Consider the following 15,424-nt stretch of genomic DNA (forward strand, 5'->3'; position numbering starts at 1 on the left):
TTTTGGAGATAATCCTTTTTCGTATGAAAACTTATTCCATTTCTTCCTCTTCGTCAAGGAATGTATTAAGCATTTCCTCGATCATATCCCATTCCTCATCTGTTTCAATCGGCTGTAATTCACCGTCTTCACCGTTCTCATTGCTATTGAAGCTTGATGCATGAATTTCGATATCATCTTCATCATCATTTTCAGCACCAACTGGGTAATATAGAACATAAGACTTATTGAATTCCTCTGATTCAAACGTAAATAATACCTCACATAATTGTTCGTTTCCTTGCTCGTCTATAACTGTAATTTGCTTTTCACCGTTTTCCATTATGTCACCTCATTAGTTTTTGCTATCTAGATAGCCTTGTAGTATCATGACCGCAGCCATCTTATCAATTACTTTTTTTCGTTTTTTTCGACTAACATCTGCTTCAAGGAGGACTCGTTCTGCCGCCATCGTTGTCAGACGCTCGTCCCATAAAATTGTAGGAACATTGAATTCACTCTCAATCAATGCTGCGAAGCTTTGACTGGCTTCACCTCTAGGACCGATTGTTCCATTCATGTTTTTAGGTAATCCAATCACAACTGAATCTACTTGATATTCCTTTATGATCTCACCTAGTCGCTGTAAGCCAAATTGCTGTCGTTCTTCGTTAATTTTGATTGTTTCAATCCCTTGGGCTGTCCAACCCATTTCATCACTAACGGCAACACCAATCGTCTTAGAGCCCACATCTAATCCAAGAACTCGCATGTAGTTTACCCCTCACGATGAGACTTTAAATAGGATTTCACTAACTCCTCTATTAATTCATCGCGTTCTAGCTTTCTTATAATGTTTCTAGCATCATTGTGTCTAGGAATATAAGCCGGGTCACCAGATAGTAAATAGCCAACAATCTGGTTAATTGGATTATAACCTTTTTCCTTTAGTGCGTCATATACAGTGTTCAACACTTCATTTACATTTGTTTCAAACGGTTCTTCTTGAAAATTAAATTTCATTGTCTTATCAAATGAACTCATTTGTTACACCTCACTCTCAGATTCTTATGACCTGAACCTGTCATGTTGATTCTTACTTCCATTCTACACTAACTTTGAAGCATTATGAAATGGATTTAACCCAATCTTGTACAAAGTTAATTGCTTCTTGTAATTGGTCTGGGTTTTTACCACCTGCTTGAGCCATATCTGGACGGCCACCACCGCCACCGCCACAACGTGTTGCGACTTCTTTAATTAACTTACCTGCGTGGAATCCTCGGTCAATTAAATCTTTTGTTACTCCTGCAGTGATATTGACCTTGCCTTCATTTACAGAGCCTAAAACAATGACAGCCGAACCGAGCTTTTGTTTTAAATCATCGACCATTGTACGTAGATTATTCATATCAGTTGGATTCACGATCTGATTTAAGACCGTCACATCACCAATTTTTTGTGCTTGATCCACTAAGCTACCAGCTTCAATATTGCCCAACTTTGTAGAAAGTGACTCATTTTCACGTTGCAGGTGACGAATATCGCCTAATAATAGCTCGATTTTTGCAGGTACATCCTTAGGACTTGACTTAATAATTGTTGACGCCTCATGAAGGAGCTTCACTTGGTCATTCATTAACTTATATGCTGCTCGACCAGTAACAGCCTCTATTCTACGAGTTCCTGCACCAATACCTGTCTCAGAAACAATTTTGAAGAGACCAATGGTTGACGTGTTAGGAACATGGCAGCCTCCACAAAGCTCTAAGCTATAATCCCCTACTTGAACAACACGGACAATTTTGCCGTATTTCTCACCAAATAGAGCCATCGCTCCCATAGCTTTTGCTTCGTCCAATGATTTGTAATCTATATTTACTTGTAAGCTTTTCCATATTTGGTCATTTACAATCGTCTCAATTTGTTCTAATTCCTCTTGTTTTACTTGTCCAAAGTGTGAGAAATCAAAACGAAGACGCTGTGCAGTAACCTGTGAACCCGCTTGGTTAACATGATTTCCAAGAACGTCCTTTAGTGCTTGATGAAGAAGATGTGTAGCTGTATGATTTTTGATGATTTCTAGACGATTTCCTTGTTCAACAGAAGCTACAAATTTGTCACCCGTTTTTACTGTTCCTTTTTCAACAATTAGTCTGTGAAGGTTCTGACCATTTGGAGCCTTTTGAACATCTTTAACCAAAAGCTTACTTTGATTATTTACAAGAGTTCCTTCATCTGTTATTTGACCACCGCTTTCTGCGTAGAATGGCGTTTGATCAAGAATCACTTGAACATCATCGCCTTCATGAGCAGAATCAACAATCTCACCGTCTTTGACAATCACTAAGACAGTTGCATCTGTTTGAAGTTGATCATAACCGACAAACGTACTTTCTACCTTGATTTCACCTAGTACACCACTTTGTACTTGCATTGATCCTACATCTTGTCTTGCAGCACGCGCTCTTGAACGTTGATTTTCCATTTCGTCTTCAAAGCCTTTGTGGTCAATCGTCATGCCTTCTTCTTCAGCATATTCTTCTGTTAACTCTACTGGGAAGCCGTACGTATCATATAGACGGAATACATCCACCCCAGGAACAACATTGCTTCGGCTTTCCTTTTGCTTGGCAATAACATTAGAAAGAATCACAAGTCCTTCATGTAACGTCTCATGGAATCTTTCCTCTTCATTTTTAATCACCTTTTGGATGAACTCGGACTTTTGTTGTACCTCAGGATAAAAGTCAACCATGATCTTTGCAACCACTGGAACTAGCTCATGCATAAATGGACGATTAATGTTGATTTGCTTTGCGTAACGAACCGCTCTTCTTAATAAACGTCGTAGAACGTAGCCGCGTCCTTCATTTGAAGGAAGAGCTCCATCCCCAACTGCAAATGCAACAGTACGAATATGGTCAGCAATTACTTTGAAGGCTGTATCAGTCTCTTTTGACGTACCATATTTAGACCCTGAAATATCTTCTGTTGCTTTAATAATTGGCATGAATAAATCAGTTTCAAAATTCGTTGGTGTATCTTGGATAACCGAAACCATTCTCTCAAGACCCATACCTGTATCAATATTTTTTTTAGGCAGTGGAGTGTATGTATTATCTGGATTATGATTAAATTGTGAGAACACAAGATTCCAGACTTCTAAATATCGTTCGTTTTCTCCACCTGGATATAATTCAGGATCTGACAAATCGTTTCCGTATGCCTCGCCACGATCATAGAAAATCTCGGTATTTGGTCCACTTGGCCCTTCACCAATATCCCAGAAATTCCCTTCTAAACGAATGATGCGCTCCTCTGGAATCCCGATTTTTTCTCTCCAGATTTGAAATGCTTCGTCATCCTCTGGATGAATCGTCACTGACAGCTTTTCAGGGTCAAAGCCTATCCACTGTTTGCTAGTAAGGAACTCCCACGCCCAGATTATTGCCTCTTCTTTGAAATAATCACCAATTGAAAAGTTACCTAGCATTTCAAAAAACGTATGATGACGTGCTGTTTTTCCGACATTTTCAATATCATTGGTACGTATTGATTTTTGTGCATTACAAATACGTGGATTTTCTGGTATAACACGACCATCAAAATATTTTTTCAAGGTAGCAACTCCACTGTTGATCCACAGCAATGTTGGATCTTCATGTGGAACAAGAGATGCACTAGGTTCAACTGCATGTCCTTTTTCTTTAAAGAAATCGAGAAACATTTGTCTCACTTGAGCAGAAGTTAATTTACTCATCGTTTTTCCTCCTATGTATGAATATTAAGCATTGATTTATAGGGACATAAAAAAGAATACTCTAATCCCTATAGCAGGGACGAGAGTATTCTCGCGGTACCACCCTGATTATGAACCTACCTAGTTCATCACCTCATGAAGTCTGATAACGGGATGACCCGGTAGGATTTTTTCCTACACTCTGGATTAGCTTTCTGTTACTCTTCACTTGACGTCTCTTCCACCCTAGGAGACCTCTCTCTGACATGTGATTACCTTTACTCACAATTAAATGGGCTGTAACATACTGATTCCTTCACTGATTTCACATTATATTGTTTTATTAACCAACTTCAAGCCAATTATAGACAAGCTAAAAATGTTTGTCAATCTTTGTTGAGTGGATGTTTTTTTCTATATGCAGTCAGATGTGATTTCACGTGAATTAACACCACCTTGATGACAGCGAGAATCGGAACGGCAATTAATAGTCCTACCACACCCCCAACTTCTCCGCCAAGCAATAATGCCGCCATAATCATGATTGGATGCATATGTAGACTCTTCCCAACGATTAATGGCGATAATAAATTCCCTTCAATAAATTGCAAAGCAAAGATGATCATAACTACTATTAGAATCATTTGATTAGATATGGTTGCAGCAATAATTACTGCTGGAACTGCCCCAATAATAGGTCCAAAATACGGAATGATGTCTGTTATACCAATTATAAATCCGAGTAATAATGGATATTTCATTCCTGCTAACCATAAGGCAAGAGAGGCAATGATAGCTACTAATAAGCAAACTAATAATTGACCCCTTATATAATTTCCAAGTGATTCATCTACATCCTTAAGGAAAAGCTGTCCAGGCTTCCTCCATCTTCTTGGTGTTAAATACCATACGGCTTTTTTCATTTGATCATAGTCCTTGAGCATGTAGAAAACCACAAAAGGAACAATGGCAATAATTAAGATTGAATTAAATAATCCCTTTGCCATTGCAACTACTCTCGCAATAATCACATCGATACTATTCTCAAAAGAGGCAAATGCCTCATCAATCCTAGCATGAAGACCTGAGGGAAGATTTGAGGTTGAATACTCAATTTGCTGTAACCATAGTCGATAAGAATCCATCAATTCTGGTACACTTTCAACTAAATCACGGAGCTGGTTCAATAGAATCGGAATTGCCTGATACACTCCATAAGAAACTCCACCAAAGAATAAAATATAAATAATTAAAATGGCGATTGGCCTTGGTAGACCCCGCGCATGAATTTTTTCGACAAGCGGGTGCAATAAATACGTAATAAAAATTGCCATCAAGAAAGGAACAAAGACTATTTTTAACATTGAAAAGAATGGAAGCCAAATTGGAGAGAGTTTTACAACTATAAGGATTAATAACGAAGACAATAAAAAAAGCGTAATGCGCAGTATCCATTTTAATTGAATTTGGTTGTTCAAAGTAAATCACTCCTCCATCTGTTAGTGTGAGGAGATTGGGAAAAATTATACATTTTAGTAGCAAATGATAAAAGGACTGCCAACCTCGGCAGCCCTTAATGGTTAATAAATTGCTTTTGCAAGCTTTTTCCTCATTTGTTTCATTGAACGACTACTGATTAGGTTGTTTTTCTGAGCCATATTATATGCCACAGCACCTAATCCAATTGTCACTAAAGAAGTAAACATCTTATTCATTTTCTTCACCCCTAGCTGTAGATTACATACTAATACTTCTGTCTTCCTCAGCAAAGAGATCATCCAAAGAACTCAATGTCCCGTCTTCTTCTACTTGATGGGTATTAATTTGTCCTTTTGAGACGGAAAGCTCAATAAAGCAATTCCAACAATAATATTGATTCACGCCAATCTTTCCAATGTCCTTGGACTTACAATTTGGGCATTTCAACAAGGGCACACCTCACATCACGGTTTTACTTGTACGACGAGGACTTCTTCACCAATTGTAAGGGGTGTCTTTGTTTTAATAACCTTTTTTCCCTCCGCGATATCAGCAAAGAATCCATCCGTTAATTCATACCCTATAATCGTGCCCACTTCTTCCTGAAAATATACATCTTCTAATAAACCAAGTTTTTCACCCTCTTCGGTGATCACTGGCTTTCGATATAATCCGTGATGTGAGTATAAGAAATGCTTCGATTGGTCCTTTGGGATTGGCTTCAATTCAACACAACTGTCTATCATTACACCATCATGTCCAAAAGAAGAAATCGATTCAACCGGAATTAATCGATCCCGCTGAAAAAGACCCTTACCGTCGATCAAGATTCCTTCTACTGTTCCTTCTTCACTTAAACAAATATCAGACACATGTCCGATTAACTTCCCTTTGTCCGTTTGATAAATAGGTAGTCCTTTTAATAATGAGAATGTCCGCAAAGTGATTCCCGCCTTTCCGAACATTACTATCTTTCGTCTTCTTCCATGAAGTCATACGGTGTAAGGTTTTCCATACCGACATTAGGATCAGTTAAAAAGATATCAATGACTTCCAGTTCCTCTAAATTCTCTTTTGACTCACCAATAAATGAATCATCCATTTCTTCCTGTAGTTTTAAGCCTAGGCTTGTTTGCCTTAATCCATCGTCTACTCGATTAATCCCTTGAACAAACGCATCCTCTTCCCCACATAGAATCAGAAAATCCTTACTACGTGTAATGGCCGTATAGATCAAATTCTTTCGTAACATTCGATAATAGCTTTTAACAAGTGGCAAAATCACAATCGGAAACTCACTACCTTGAGATTTATGGATAGAACAGCAATAAGCATGAGTGATTTGATTCAAGTCTTGTTTTGTATAGGTTACTTCATTGCCATCATAAGAGACGACCACCAAATCTTGTTTTTCTGTGTTTTCCTTGGCATAGAAGATTGAAACAACCTCACCAATGTCACCGTTAAACACATTACTTTCCGGTTGATTAACGAGCTGCAAGATTTTATCTCCATTTCTGTAGATAATATCCCCGTATGAAATCTCACGTTTGTCTTGTGAGGGTGGATTAAATAATTCCTGTAACATCACATTCAGGCTATCAATACCTGCTGGACCTCGATACATTGGGGCAAGAACTTGAATATCACGAGCACTATACCCTTTTTTCTTCGCATTTGCAGCTACTTTTTTGACAACTTCAAGCACTTGACCTGCCCCACATTTGATAAATGAGCGATCTGCTTTAGGCATGGCAATATCAGTAGGAAGCTTACCTTTTTTTATTTCATGAGCTAATTCGATAATTGAAGACCCTTCTGATTGACGATAGATGTCTGTTAATCGAACCGTAGGTATCACATTAGATTGTAGAAAATCCTTTAACACCTGACCAGGTCCGACAGAGGGCAATTGATCCTCATCACCTACACAAATAACTTGAATCGATTCTGGTAATGATTTAAATAATTGATTTGCTAACCAAGTATCTACCATCGAAACCTCATCTACAATTAACAGTTTCCCACTGATCGGATTTTCCTCATCATGCTGAAAACCTTCCACACCATTCCAACCTAATAATCGATGAATCGTTACTGCAGGAAGTCCTGTCGCTTCACTCATTCGCTTAGCAGCTCTTCCAGTAGGTGCGACTAATCGTATTGGATAAGGATTTTCATCATTGTAATCGTTCGGTTCAAGGGAACATCCATGTAGTTCTCCATATAGCTCCACAATTCCTTTTATAACAGTTGTTTTCCCTGTACCTGGACCTCCCGTGAGTAATAGCATCGGTGACATTAGGGCAGTTTGAATGGCTTCCTTTTGAGAAGGAGCGTACTGAACTTTAAGACGTTCCTCAAGATCCCCTAAGGCTAATAAAAACTCTGATTCTGGAAATTGATCATTATACTCTGTTTGGGCAAGAATTCGTTTAATATTTGTGACCACCCCTTTTTCAGAGAAATACAAGGATGGGATATAAATTCGACTTTCTTCTGTGACAATTTTTCCTTCTTCGGTTAGAGCAATAATTTCTTTGGAGATGTCCAATTCTGATATCATTTCACTTTGATTATGCTCTAAAAGCAACTTTACCTTAATGATTAATTGTTCAGCCGTTAGAAAAACATGACCTTCCTGAATGGAGTCAGATTCTAATATGTATAAGATTCCAGCTCGAATTCGGTCAGGATGATTACCTAATAATCCAAGCGCACTTCCGAGTTCGTCTGCTCTTCCAAATCCAATTCCTTCGATATCTTCAACTAGTTTATACGGATTACTTTGAATGATTTCAAGTGTTTCTTCTTTGTACATTTGATAAATCTTCATTGAAATATTTGGCCCAAATCCATATTGAGATAAACCAATCATAACTTGTTCTAGACCTTGATGTTCAATTAAGGTCTCATAGATTTCTTTAGCTTTCTCACTAGGGAGCTTCGGGATTTTCTGTAAGGAGGATGGATCTGCTAATATTTTAGAAATGGCATTTTCGCCTAGTTCGTCAACAATTTTCTCAGCAGTTTTCTTCCCAATCCCTTTAAATAGATCACCTGAAAGATATTGTATAATCCCTTGTTTTGACTGTGGTATTTCCTTTCTGAAATGCTCGACATGAAATTGTCGACCGAACTTTGGATGATCCTTTAACGTTCCGAAGAAGGTATACGTTTCGTTTTCGTGAATTCGGGGAAAGTACCCTGTCACAACCGCTTCTTTTTCATCATAATTTTCATTTGTTTCTTCAAGTCTTATCCGAACAACAGAATATAGGTTATTTTCATTATGAAAGATTGTCACTAAATGAGTACCCTTCATAAACTTTTGTTGTTCATCAAAGAGATCAAGATTTTGCTGCGACAATTGACTCCCCCCTTTTATCGCTAATTAGTTAATTATTAGATAAGTGATCTTCTACAATTCGCTTGCCATTACTAGCTAATATGTGATCTGGTTGAATATCTAAAGCCTTTTGAAACATGGCTAAAGCTTGATCTGCATCTTCTTTAAAGCCAGCAAATGCAACTCCCAAATTATAGTAGGCATCCGCATGTGATGGGTCTAAGTTAACAACTTCTTGAAATTGTTCAATCGCTTCTTCGATCATAGAATTCCCTGCAAGGCATAATCCAAATTGGAATCTTGCTTCTGCATCTTCTTCATTTAGTTCAACAGCACGTTGGAAATAAACCAGTGCTAGCTTGTCCTGCTCCATTTGCAAATGTGTCATTCCTAGCATGAAATATGAATCACTATTATCTAGCCCTTTTTTTATCGCTTCATCAAAACTTTTATGAGCATTGTTGAAATCGCCCAAATTATAATATGCATTCCCTGCACCATAATAAGCAGTTGCCATATCTTCATCAAAGCTTAGCGCTTTTTGATAAAATGCAATAGCTTTCTCAAGCTCACCTACTGCAGATAATAAATTTCCAAAGTTCACATAATATAATGGTTCATTTGGCTGTTCCTCAATTGCTTCTGAAAATGCTTTAGCTGCTTCTTCATACTTTCCTTCTTGCATATATTGAATTCCTTGCTTATTCTTGTCCATAAATTACACTCCAACTTCCAGTCTTTTTTTTCATTATAGCATATACCTTATTTCTCTTGGTAACACAGAAAAAGCAACTCTTTCATGAAAAAGAGTTGCCTAACAATTACACATACCAAATTTCTTCATTGCCTTTGAACACTTGATCAATCGTACCTCCACCTAGACACTCATCATCATTGTAGAACACAACTGCCTGTCCTGGAGTAATTGCACGAATTGGTTCATCAAAAATTATACGTACATTATTCTCATCAATGATTTGAACAGTCACTCCATTATCCGGCTGACGATATCTAAATTTAGCTGTACATTTAAATTCATGACCCGGCTTCTTATCTGACACCCAAGCGATGTTTGTAGCTAGAATCGAATCTGAATACAGTAAATCATTGTGGAACCCTTGGTCAACATAAAGAATGTTTTTCTCTAGATCTTTACCTACGACAAACCACGGATCACCACTTCCACCAATTCCAAGACCATGACGTTGACCGATTGTATAATACATCAGTCCATCATGTTTCCCCTTTACTTCCCCTGATAGAGTTTGCATATCACCAGGTTGTGCCGGTAAATAACCACTAAGGAATTCTTTGAAGTTCCGTTCTCCGATAAAGCAAATTCCTGTACTGTCTTTCTTTGTAGCTGTTGCTAATTCAGCCTCTTTTGCAAGCTCACGAACCTTTGACTTTTCAATATTCCCAATTGGGAACATCACTTTTGAAAGCTGATCCTGCCCTAACTGATTTAAGAAATAAGTTTGGTCTTTGTTTTCATCAACTCCACGGAGCATCTTATATTCTCCATCACGAAACTCAACTCTAGCATAATGACCAGTAGCTAAATAATCAGCCCCTAATGTCATCGCATGCTCTAAAAACGCCTTGAATTTAATTTCTTTATTACACATAACATCTGGGTTTGGCGTACGCCCAGCTTTATATTCATCTAAAAAGTACGTAAACACTTTGTCCCAATATTGCTTCTCAAAATTGACTGCATAATAGGGTATCCCAATTTGATTACATACTTTAATTACGTCCTCATAATCCTCTGTTGCCGTACAAAATCCATTCTCATCTGTGTCGTCCCAGTTTTTCATAAAAATACCGATGACGTCATACCCCTGTTGTTTCAATAATAGAGCAGCAACAGATGAATCCACTCCACCTGACATACCAACAACAACTCTTGTATCTTTTGGTGCTTTTTCATTCATGGACGAACACCTCCTTACTTTCCTTACTTTCCTTACTGCCTAGTTAGGCGCTTAACGATGGATGCCGTTTCTTCGGCTGCACGCTCCACCTGAGTGAGTGTATTTCCATAACCAAAGCTGAATCGAATCGAGTTCTGAATCCGTTCTGAATCCTTTCCATACATGGCTACAAGTACATGTGATGGTTCAATTGAGCCTGCTGTACAAGCTGATCCACTTGATACAGCAATTCCAGCAAGATCTAAATTAACTAACATCGATTCAACATTTGTTCCTGGAAAACTTATATTTAAAATATGTGGAAGTGTATGATCTATATCGCCATTTACATGATAGACAATTCCACTGTTATCTAGCTTTGCTAGGAAACTGCTTCGATACTTAGTATATTCCTGTGTGCGTTCTTCAATCGTTGACTTAGCGATTGAGACCGCATGGCTTAGTCCCACAACTCCTGCAACATTTTCAGTTCCAGCTCTTCGCTTTCGCTCCTGCTCTCCACCATGAGCTTGAGGCTGCAACTTCAATCCAAGACGCACATAGAGAAAGCCTGTCCCCTTTGGGCCATTAATTTTGTGAGCAGATACACTCATCAAATCAATCCCATGCTCTTCAACATTAATGGGTATAATACCATAAGCCTGTACCGCATCTGTATGAAAGACAGCTTGATGCTCTTTAAGCAAAGATCCTATCTTATGAATCGGCTGAATCGAACCGACTTCGTTGTTGCCAAACATGATTGTGACAAGAATTGTCTCATCTGTCAAAGAATTTGCAACCTGCTCAGCTGTTATCAGGCCATTTTCATCTACTGGTAAATATGTGACATGAAATCCTTGTTTTTCTAGATACTCACATGTATGTAATACCGCATGATGCTCAATGGTTGTGGTAATAATATGATTACCTTTTTCACGATTCGCTAATGCATATCCAATAATCGCGGTGTTGTCTGCTTCAGTACCTCCACTAGTAAAGATAATCTCATGCTCCTTTGCACGAATGCTGTTTGCAATCGTTTGTCTCGCCTTATCCAAAACATGACGACTTTCTCGTCCAAAGGAATGAATACTAGAAGGATTCCCAAACATTTCTGCCATATATGGAATCATCTTTTCAATCACTTCAGGATGCATCGGTGATGTTGCCGCATGATCCATGTATATTCTCTCCATAACGCACCCTCCTTTTCACTAAATATAAAACATATAATTTTCCTGTTCACCATCGGTGTAGCTTGCTAAGTCTTCCAATGTCGTGTTATCAAGCACATCTTTAACAGCATCACGAATGCGAATCCAAAGCTGTCTTTTAGCAGGCTCTTCATCCTCTAAGACTTCTACTGGGCTTATTGGTCCCTCTAACACTCTAATAATGTCACCGGCTGTAATATTTGACGGCTCTTCTCCTAAAATATATCCACCATATGCTCCTCGAATACTTTTTACTAAACGAGCATTTCGAAGTGGCGCAATTAGCTGCTCCAAGTAATGCTCTGATAAATTATGTGTTTGCGCAATCGATTTTAATGAAGTTGGGCCTTCCCCATGATTTTTTGCCAGCTCAATCATGATCGTTAACCCATATCTGCCTTTTGTAGAAATTTTCATCCTCGGCACCCCTGTCTCAATTAATATAATGACTCATTTGGTCCGTTTTTTGTTTAGTCTTCCCCAATTTTACAATAAAGTGATCTGACATTCTTGTGCATTGTGGTAATACAAACCCTACAATATTACCAAATATTACACTATAAATAATGGTTCCAATAAATACTGGACCACCCAGAAACCATCCAATCAAAAGAACTATGATTTCCATACTTGAACGTATGTACTGCACTTTCCATCCGGTTTTTTCAGTTAATGCTATCATTAGGCTATCCCTAGGACCAGCACCTAACCTAGCTGATATATAGAGCCCCATGCCATAACTTGTAAGAATAATACTTATTAAAAGCATGATTGATTTTCCAATAATATTATCTGGTGTATTAAGAAATGGAAGGGCCATATACATATCTATAAAAACCCCAACCGTTAGCATATTAACAAATGCGCCGATGCCTGGTAATTTTTTTGAGATCAATGCACTGCTTGATAGAATCACGATCCCAACAATAATTGACCAAGTCCCAATCGTGAATCCAAGTTGTTTAAATAATCCAATATGGAGAACATCCCAAGGAGACGCACCAAGGTCTGCCTTTATGGTTAACACAACCCCAAGTGACATAACTAGGAGCCCAACAAAATAAATCCCCCACTTAAACGTGTTTTGACTAAGACTATGGTGTTCTTTCAATGTCGTTTCACTCTCCGTCCTCTACTAAGGCAATTTGCTGCCTTTTCGCTCTAAGAATCCAGTTTTTTAGATTCGTATACACTCAGGGAGGACTTTATCCTCTTTTTAATATTAGTATATTATTATAAGTAAGCAACTGCCATTATAGCATAAAATCATAGGTACTATACATTTTAACATACTGCTATCTATGATAAAGTAAATTCTAACAGTTGTCTTTCTCAAGGAGTAATTCATCTTAACATTAAGATTTCATAGGAGTAATATAAATGAATCAAAAACCATTAGCATTTCGAATGAGACCAAAACAAATTAGTGATATTATCGGACAACAGCATTTAGTTGGTGAGGGGAAAATCCTCTCTCGTATGGTGAAAGCAAAGCATCTAACTTCAATGATCCTTTATGGACCACCAGGTATTGGAAAAACCTCGATTGCAACAGCGATTGCAGGAAGCACAAATGTGAGCTACCGTACCTTAAATGCCGTAGTGAATAACAAAAAGGATATGGAAGTCGTTGTTGCAGAAGGAAAAATGTCGGGGAAAATCATTCTGATTTTAGATGAGGTTCATCGGCTAGATAAAGCAAAGCAGGATTTTCTTCTCCCACATTTAGAAAGTGGCCTTGTGACATTAATTGGAGCGACGACCAGTAATCCTTATCATGCCATCAATCCTGCAATTAGAAGTAGATGCCAAATCTTTGAGCTAAAACCTCTTTCACCCGAAGAAATAGTCACAGCACTGAAACGAGCGATAAGTGATAAAGAAGACGGCTTAGGGGAAAAAGAGATTGAAATAAGTGATGATGCATTATCCTTTATTGCACATTCATGTGGAGGAGATGTACGTTCAGCTTTAAGCGCCATTGAGCTTGCTGTCCTATCCACAGATGAAAATTCAGAAGGAATCATTCAAATTGATGTGGAAGCTGTTGAGGAATGTATCCAAAAAAAGAGTTTTGTTCATGATAAAAATGGTGACGCACATTATGATGTTCTTTCTGCTTTGCAAAAATCGATTAGAGGTAGTGATGTCAATGCTGCCCTTCACTATTTAGCTCGATTAATTGAAGCTGGGGACCTTGTAAGTATTAGTAGAAGATTATTAGTGATCGCCTATGAAGATATTGGACTCGCAAACCCACAAGCTGGGGGACGTGCGCTTGATGCAATTCAAGTCGCAGAAAGAATAGGGTTCCCAGAGGCGAGAAGAATCACTCGGTATTATTATTTAAATCCTTCCAAAACTATAAACCCGTAAGGGTTTTCCTTTCTACTTTTAAAAAATATCCCACCATAGCCACCATCATTAAAAATCACACACTTGTCCTTTCGACCGTAAGAATAATAAGAATATTTTTAGTGAAAAGGTACAGATGATGAAATATGGACAATTGGAAGATATCCTTTTGACCGTTTTAACTTTCACCCTTCCATCATTCATGCAATATTAAAACAATAATGATTTCTGAAGACAAGCGTTTCCTGGCTAAAAAGGTAGATGGCTTGTGGTAGAGACATTTGAGGATTTAATTATACTGGAATGCTGCCCCGTAAGCTGAAAAAAAAGCCACTTATCAAGTGACTATAGCTGAATCGTATAAGTAAACTCGTTATATTTATCAAATAATTTTAATTCACTTGGATTAAAGTCAATTAATTCAAGTGTAATCTCCTGATTTTTCTTAATACCATTTACTGACATCCACTTTTCTATTTCATCTTCATTATTAATAATTTCATCTTGAATATGTCTTAATTGATTCATTATGTCGTTTAAAACCATAGAGTCCCTAGTGGAACTTCTTGCACTGTTTAATCCTAGTCCAGGCGGCATTAAGAATACTTTTTCCCCTTCACTATCATTGATACTGAAAAAGTATGTTATTCCGGCTTCCCTGAGTTTCTTTATATCACTAGAATCCGGTTCAGGGGAAATAGCAGATACACCTGGAGCTATATATTTTTCAAGTAGTTCTGGCCAATAATTGTACATCATCTGAATAACTTCCTTATCCGACCAGTGCCCATGTGAAAATATGTTTATAAAATACACTTTATTGTCATTCATATATGCAAATAATACTGGATCTCCTCTTTTCACCAAATTCTCTCCAGGTATCAATTCTTCACCCAAATGAAAGTGCATTATTCCCCAATCGGAGAACATATCATCATATTTTGTTAAATCTGACGCTGTTCTATTAAAGTAGGGGACAATATCTCCACCAATTTCTATTATCTTTTCTAGTTTCTCAAATCCTTTTCTTACTGTTTCAGGACAATAAAACTCTCTAGACTTAAAAACTTTATGAGGTCCTTCAAATGCTTTCTTTCTTAAGTAAGAATAATATTGAATGATCATATTTTCTTCGCTTTGATTCTCTGAAAATCTTAAGCCCTTTTCTTGAATCTTGCGTAGAACAACTTTTTTATAATCACTTTGTAATTCTATTTTCATTACTAATCCCCCTTTATTAGTAAAAAGAAATTCAAATGACTTGTATTTTAAAAATTTATCATGCTGTAACTTCTTATCAAACTAAAGCAGTTACTTTAAGTACAATCCAATAAAAACTTTTAATTTCGAAAGGAGAATAGTTTATAATCGCCCTGTTATGCACTAC

At 37.6% G+C, this 15,424-nt stretch carries 15 protein-coding genes and 1 pseudogene; 1 reads left to right on the plus strand and 15 read right to left on the minus strand.

The window, feature by feature from the left end; all coding sequences use genetic code 11:
• Window positions 1-31: 31 nt before the first annotated feature.
• From F7888_RS09670 to F7888_RS09735, 14 genes are all read right to left on the minus strand, one after another.
• Window positions 32-322: a DUF1292 domain-containing protein gene (locus tag F7888_RS09670; RefSeq protein WP_191778980.1), complete on the minus strand. Its 291-nt coding sequence runs from the start codon at window positions 320-322 to the stop codon at window positions 32-34.
• A gap of 12 nt (window positions 323-334) precedes the next feature.
• Window positions 335-751: a Holliday junction resolvase RuvX gene (gene ruvX / locus F7888_RS09675; RefSeq protein WP_191778981.1), complete on the minus strand. Its 417-nt coding sequence runs from the start codon at window positions 749-751 to the stop codon at window positions 335-337.
• Between the two features lie 5 nt (window positions 752-756).
• The gene (locus F7888_RS09680; protein WP_191778982.1) at window positions 757-1,023 is read right to left on the minus strand and encodes an IreB family regulatory phosphoprotein; all 267 of its coding nucleotides are present in this window, start codon (window positions 1,021-1,023) and stop codon (window positions 757-759) included.
• Between the two features lie 82 nt (window positions 1,024-1,105).
• Window positions 1,106-3,742, minus strand: coding sequence for an alanine--tRNA ligase (alaS, locus tag F7888_RS09685; RefSeq protein WP_191778983.1), 2,637 nt, complete (start codon window positions 3,740-3,742; stop codon window positions 1,106-1,108).
• A 365-nt stretch (window positions 3,743-4,107) separates the two neighbouring features.
• Window positions 4,108-5,199, minus strand: coding sequence for an AI-2E family transporter (locus tag F7888_RS09690; protein WP_191778984.1), 1,092 nt, complete (start codon window positions 5,197-5,199; stop codon window positions 4,108-4,110).
• A 102-nt stretch (window positions 5,200-5,301) separates the two neighbouring features.
• Complete coding sequence (locus F7888_RS09695; protein ID WP_191778985.1) at window positions 5,302-5,436, minus strand: YrzQ family protein; 135 nt, start codon at window positions 5,434-5,436, stop codon at window positions 5,302-5,304.
• Between the two features lie 22 nt (window positions 5,437-5,458).
• Window positions 5,459-5,650 carry a hypothetical protein gene (locus F7888_RS09700; RefSeq protein ID WP_191778986.1) on the minus strand — a complete coding sequence of 64 codons (192 nt, stop codon included), beginning with the start codon at window positions 5,648-5,650 and terminating at the stop codon, window positions 5,459-5,461.
• 14 nt (window positions 5,651-5,664) lie between these two features.
• Window positions 5,665-6,141 carry a PRC-barrel domain-containing protein gene (locus tag F7888_RS09705; RefSeq protein WP_191778987.1) on the minus strand — a complete coding sequence of 159 codons (477 nt, stop codon included), beginning with the start codon at window positions 6,139-6,141 and terminating at the stop codon, window positions 5,665-5,667.
• Between the two features lie 26 nt (window positions 6,142-6,167).
• On the minus strand, window positions 6,168-8,525 hold the full coding sequence (recD2, locus tag F7888_RS09710) for an SF1B family DNA helicase RecD2 (protein ID WP_191779083.1): 2,358 nt from the start codon (window positions 8,523-8,525) through the stop codon (window positions 6,168-6,170).
• A gap of 73 nt (window positions 8,526-8,598) precedes the next feature.
• Window positions 8,599-9,264, minus strand: a complete 666-nt coding sequence (locus F7888_RS09715; protein ID WP_191778988.1) for a tetratricopeptide repeat protein — start codon at window positions 9,262-9,264, stop codon at window positions 8,599-8,601.
• Window positions 9,265-9,370: 106 nt separating this feature from the next.
• Complete coding sequence (mnmA, locus tag F7888_RS09720) at window positions 9,371-10,486, minus strand: tRNA 2-thiouridine(34) synthase MnmA (RefSeq protein ID WP_191778989.1); 1,116 nt, start codon at window positions 10,484-10,486, stop codon at window positions 9,371-9,373.
• Between the two features lie 32 nt (window positions 10,487-10,518).
• Window positions 10,519-11,664 carry a cysteine desulfurase family protein gene (locus F7888_RS09725; protein ID WP_191778990.1) on the minus strand — a complete coding sequence of 382 codons (1,146 nt, stop codon included), beginning with the start codon at window positions 11,662-11,664 and terminating at the stop codon, window positions 10,519-10,521.
• 18 nt (window positions 11,665-11,682) lie between these two features.
• On the minus strand, window positions 11,683-12,099 hold the full coding sequence (cymR, locus tag F7888_RS09730) for a cysteine metabolism transcriptional regulator CymR (protein ID WP_191778991.1): 417 nt from the start codon (window positions 12,097-12,099) through the stop codon (window positions 11,683-11,685).
• Window positions 12,100-12,115: 16 nt separating this feature from the next.
• Window positions 12,116-12,793, minus strand: coding sequence for a YczE/YyaS/YitT family protein (locus F7888_RS09735; protein ID WP_191778992.1), 678 nt, complete (start codon window positions 12,791-12,793; stop codon window positions 12,116-12,118).
• Window positions 12,794-13,062: 269 nt separating this feature from the next.
• Between F7888_RS09735 and F7888_RS09740 the strand changes: the two are divergent.
• Window positions 13,063-14,007 (plus strand): annotated as a pseudogene (locus tag F7888_RS09740) (replication-associated recombination protein A); the annotation flags it as partial.
• 375 nt (window positions 14,008-14,382) lie between these two features.
• On the opposite strand, the gene F7888_RS09745 reads toward F7888_RS09740, so the two are convergent.
• Window positions 14,383-15,258: a hypothetical protein gene (locus F7888_RS09745; protein WP_191778994.1), complete on the minus strand. Its 876-nt coding sequence runs from the start codon at window positions 15,256-15,258 to the stop codon at window positions 14,383-14,385.
• Window positions 15,259-15,424: the final 166 nt, after the last annotated feature.

Origin of the sequence: Litchfieldia stipae (assembly GCF_014837155.1) — a bacterium.
Lineage (GTDB): Bacteria > Bacillota > Bacilli > Bacillales > Bacillaceae_L > Litchfieldia.

Excerpts from the sequence above, each read along its gene's own strand:
- F7888_RS09670 (WP_191778980.1), bottom strand. The coding sequence starts at position 322 with ATGGAAAACGGTGAAAAGCAAATTACAGTTATAGACGAGCAAGGAAAC.
- ruvX (WP_191778981.1), bottom strand. The coding sequence starts at position 751 with ATGCGAGTTCTTGGATTAGATGTGGGCTCTAAGACGATTGGTGTTGCC.
- F7888_RS09680 (WP_191778982.1), bottom strand. The coding sequence starts at position 1,023 with ATGAGTTCATTTGATAAGACAATGAAATTTAATTTTCAAGAAGAACCG.
- alaS (WP_191778983.1), bottom strand. The coding sequence starts at position 3,742 with ATGAGTAAATTAACTTCTGCTCAAGTGAGACAAATGTTTCTCGATTTC.
- F7888_RS09695 (WP_191778985.1), bottom strand. The coding sequence starts at position 5,436 with ATGAATAAGATGTTTACTTCTTTAGTGACAATTGGATTAGGTGCTGTG.
- recD2 (WP_191779083.1), bottom strand. The coding sequence starts at position 8,525 with ATGAAGGGTACTCATTTAGTGACAATCTTTCATAATGAAAATAACCTA.
- F7888_RS09715 (WP_191778988.1), bottom strand. The coding sequence starts at position 9,264 with ATGGACAAGAATAAGCAAGGAATTCAATATATGCAAGAAGGAAAGTAT.
- mnmA (WP_191778989.1), bottom strand. The coding sequence starts at position 10,486 with ATGAATGAAAAAGCACCAAAAGATACAAGAGTTGTTGTTGGTATGTCA.
- F7888_RS09725 (WP_191778990.1), bottom strand. The coding sequence starts at position 11,664 with ATGGAGAGAATATACATGGATCATGCGGCAACATCACCGATGCATCCT.
- cymR (WP_191778991.1), bottom strand. The coding sequence starts at position 12,099 with ATGAAAATTTCTACAAAAGGCAGATATGGGTTAACGATCATGATTGAG.
- F7888_RS09745 (WP_191778994.1), bottom strand. The coding sequence starts at position 15,258 with ATGAAAATAGAATTACAAAGTGATTATAAAAAAGTTGTTCTACGCAAG.